The sequence below is a fragment of the Streptomyces sp. SM1 genome (assembly GCF_002910825.1).
In the GTDB taxonomy this organism is placed as follows: domain Bacteria; phylum Actinomycetota; class Actinomycetes; order Streptomycetales; family Streptomycetaceae; genus Streptomyces; species Streptomyces okerensis.
Map to the genome: position 1 here is coordinate 1 of NZ_NEUB01000912.1, position 1837 is coordinate 1837.

Annotated in this window: 2 protein-coding genes and 1 pseudogene; 2 read left to right on the forward strand and 1 reads right to left on the reverse strand. The window is 68.7% G+C overall.

Going from position 1 to position 1837, the window contains the following annotated elements; all coding sequences use genetic code 11:
* A partial coding sequence (locus B9S61_RS30695; protein ID WP_103543553.1) for an IS982 family transposase occupies window positions 1–749 on the reverse strand: 749 nt, incomplete at its 3' end.
* 271 nt (window positions 750–1020) lie between these two features.
* Between B9S61_RS30695 and B9S61_RS30700 the strand changes: the two genes are divergently transcribed.
* Together B9S61_RS30700 and B9S61_RS41770 are read left to right on the forward strand one after the other, a co-directional pair.
* Complete coding sequence (locus B9S61_RS30700; RefSeq protein WP_103545150.1) at window positions 1021–1533, forward strand: DinB family protein; 513 nt, start codon at window positions 1021–1023, stop codon at window positions 1531–1533.
* A 103-nt stretch (window positions 1534–1636) separates the two neighbouring features.
* Window positions 1637–1837: pseudogene (locus B9S61_RS41770) on the forward strand (hypothetical protein); the annotation flags it as partial.

A 1837-nucleotide genomic window follows, 5' to 3' on the forward strand; every position in this document is an offset into this window, starting at 1 on the left:
TGGCCCTTGAGGGTGTCGTTGACCGACTCGATCAGCTGGCGGACCTTCTTGAGCATCGGCTCGCCGGGCCGCAGGATCTCCCTCTTCCTCGACGGCCGCAGCAGCGTGATGCCCTGTACGGACAGTGACCGCTCGAAGGTCTTCGACGCGAAGCCCTTGTCGCTGATCAGCAGCAGGCCCGGCCGCACGCGCACCAGCTCGGCATCGACCTCCAGCATCGCGGCCAGCACCTCGCGCTCGCCGAGCTTCGGATCGGCCAGCGCCCACAGGATCGGCATCCCGGCCGGGGTGCACACCAGGTACAGCCGCAGCCCCCAGAAGAACCGCGAATGCGACGCGCAGTAGCCGTAGTTGGCCCAGCCCGCCAGCTCCGAGCGCTTGACCGTGGGGCGGGACATCCCGCACGGCACCGGGGTCGAGTCCGTGATCCACACCGTGTCGTGCCAGAAGTCGGTGTCCTTGGCGAGCACCCGTATCACGCGTTTGATCTGCGGCAGCGCGGCACGCAGCCGCTTGTTGTAGCCGGCATCCTGCGGGACGAAGGGAAACATGTCCTGGAGGTGTGCGCGGACGTACCGCAGCCAGCGGGCCTCGCAGTGGAAGCCGAGCATCGCCTGCATGACCGCCAGGCACAGCAACTCCGAGTGACTGAGTTTCGGTGGCCGGCCCGGCAGCCGCACGATACCCGCCAAGTCGTCGTCGATCTTCACGTACAGTGCGGTCACGAGGGTGTTCAAGTTCGTCGTCACAAACGATCATGAGCACCCTCTCTTCGTGCCCGCAGGCATTTGGAAAGACTCGTCTAGCCATAGCCTGCCGTGGTCCGCTGCGAGCATACGGGTTCACCCGCTCCCGGCTTCGTCCGCAGGGGAGGTGGCCCCGGGCGGGCGCAGGTCGGACCCGGCGTGTCCCTCGTACGCCCTGATCACGTCGTGCCGAGTCACGCTGCGGTCCGCGGGAACCGCCTGCCGATACGGAAAAGCCCTGTGGAAAGGAGCGACACCGGGTGAGGATGTCGGCATGACATCCGAGCGCAGTGAACCCGCCGTCAACGCCGACGAGCGCACGATGCTGGAGGGCTGGCTCGACTACCACCGCAGCACCCTCGCCCGGAAGTGCGAGGGGCTGACCGACGAGCAGCTGCGCACCGCCTCGGTGCCGCCCTCGAAGCTGTCCCTGATGGGCCTGGTGCGTCATATGGCGGAGGTGGAACGGGGCTGGTTCCGCAGCGTACTCATGGACGAGGACGCCGGGCCCCTCTACTACAGCGAGGCCGACCGGGACGGCGAGTTCCACCTGACCGGGGCGGACACCTGGCAGGAGGCGTACGGCACCTGGCAGGGCGAGATCGGTGTCGCCAGGGACAACGCGGCCCGCTTCGCCCTGGACGATCCGTCGCGGGGCCGCGACAGCCACAGCGCCGATCCGTACAGCCTGCGCTGGATCTACACCCACATGATCGAGGAGTACGCGCGTCACAACGGCCACGCCGATCTGATCCGCGAGCGGATCGACGGCGTCACCGGCGATTGACGTCACCCACCGCACGGGCGGGGCCCCCGTACGGGGCGGGAGATCACTCGTGCGGGGCATGCTGCGCCTGTCCGCCCCCTCTTGGGCGGCCGGAGCCAGCAGAGTGGCGCGGGTGCATCATCGAACGACGACAGCAACGCTTCTGGTGACCATGGCGGTCTCCGCCCTCTCGGGCTGTATGACGGTCCAGCGTCCCCTCGCCCCGGGCCCGGCCACGGCTCCCGCGGGGACCGGACCACGCCCGGTCGGCGAGGAGACGCAGATCGTGCAGGCTCCGGCGAGCGAGGCGCTGGAGATGGTCGGC

Excerpts from the sequence above, each read along its gene's own strand:
- B9S61_RS30700 (WP_103545150.1), top strand. The coding sequence starts at position 1,021 with ATGACATCCGAGCGCAGTGAACCCGCCGTCAACGCCGACGAGCGCACG.